The sequence below is a fragment of the Paenibacillus sp. Y568 genome (assembly GCF_059445545.1).
This window is the reverse complement of record NZ_JCAIUM010000063.1, coordinates 1-939: the sequence shown is the minus strand read 5'-3', so window position 1 is coordinate 939 and position 939 is coordinate 1. Positions and strand designations below refer to the sequence as shown.

General features: G+C 46.3%; 2 tRNA genes and 2 rRNA genes. All 4 read right to left on the bottom strand.

Features of this window, described 5'->3' with window-relative positions:
- Positions 1–390: 390 nt before the first annotated feature.
- Positions 391–466: transfer RNA gene (locus AC1D7X_RS25805), tRNA-Ala, on the bottom strand.
- A 21-nt stretch (positions 467–487) separates the two neighbouring features.
- Positions 488–564, bottom strand: a tRNA-Ile gene (locus AC1D7X_RS25800).
- A 43-nt stretch (positions 565–607) separates the two neighbouring features.
- Positions 608–724, bottom strand: a 5S ribosomal RNA gene (gene rrf / locus AC1D7X_RS25795).
- 131 nt (positions 725–855) lie between these two features.
- Positions 856–939: ribosomal RNA gene (locus AC1D7X_RS25790) — 16S ribosomal RNA — on the bottom strand; the annotation flags it as partial.

The window sequence follows — 939 nt, the reverse complement described above, 5'->3', positions numbered from 1 at the left end:
TTCGTTGTTCGCCACGTCCTTCATCGACTCCTAGCGCCTAGGCATCCTCCGTGTGCTCTTAGTAGCTTAACCATCATGCTCCTATTTGTCTTTTTTCACTCCGCTTGTTTTGAATGACTTCCCGTTAGGCAAGCCTACTTGAAGGTCCATTCAAAGCCAAAGTCGCTACAAAATCCAAACACTCGCATATCAATTAACCTGTATCCGATAAATCGGATAGTCGGTTGCTACTTTTACACTTTGTTTGAGTTAACAAGTTAACCAAACTTAGATAAAAAGTGATGAATTTAAAATTGATGAATACCAATTTTAAAAAACATCTTTAATGTTTGTTTCTTCATTGCAAATTCGTTCGTTATCTAGTTTTCAAGGATCAAGTTAAACATAATATGGTGGAGCCTAGCGGGATCGAACCGCTGACCTCCTGCGTGCAAGGCAGGCGCTCTCCCAGCTGAGCTAAGGCCCCATAATGGGATATGAAATTACATGGTGGGCCCTGGTGGACTCGAACCACCGACCTCACCCTTATCAGAGGTGCGCTCTAACCAACTGAGCTAAGGGCCCTAATCAATAAAAAACACTCATGGGATAAACCCACAAGGGTTGCGCTTGGCAGCGTCCTACTCTCCCAGGACCCTGCGGTCCAAGTACCATCGGCGCTGGAGGACTTAACGGTCGTGTTCGGGATGGGTACGTGTGGAACCCCTCCGCTATCGCTACCAAACGCAGTGCTGAAAGAAAATTGCTCTTTCAAAACTGACAACGAGTGAGGAAATATTCGCAGGCTCTATGGCCTACAAGTCTTATCTTGACTACTATATGAATGTTTCCGTTGCAGGAAACGATTCTCCATAGAAAGGAGGTGATCCAGCCGCACCTTCCGATACGGCTACCTTGTTACGACTTCACCCCAATCATCTACCCCACCTTCGGCGGCTG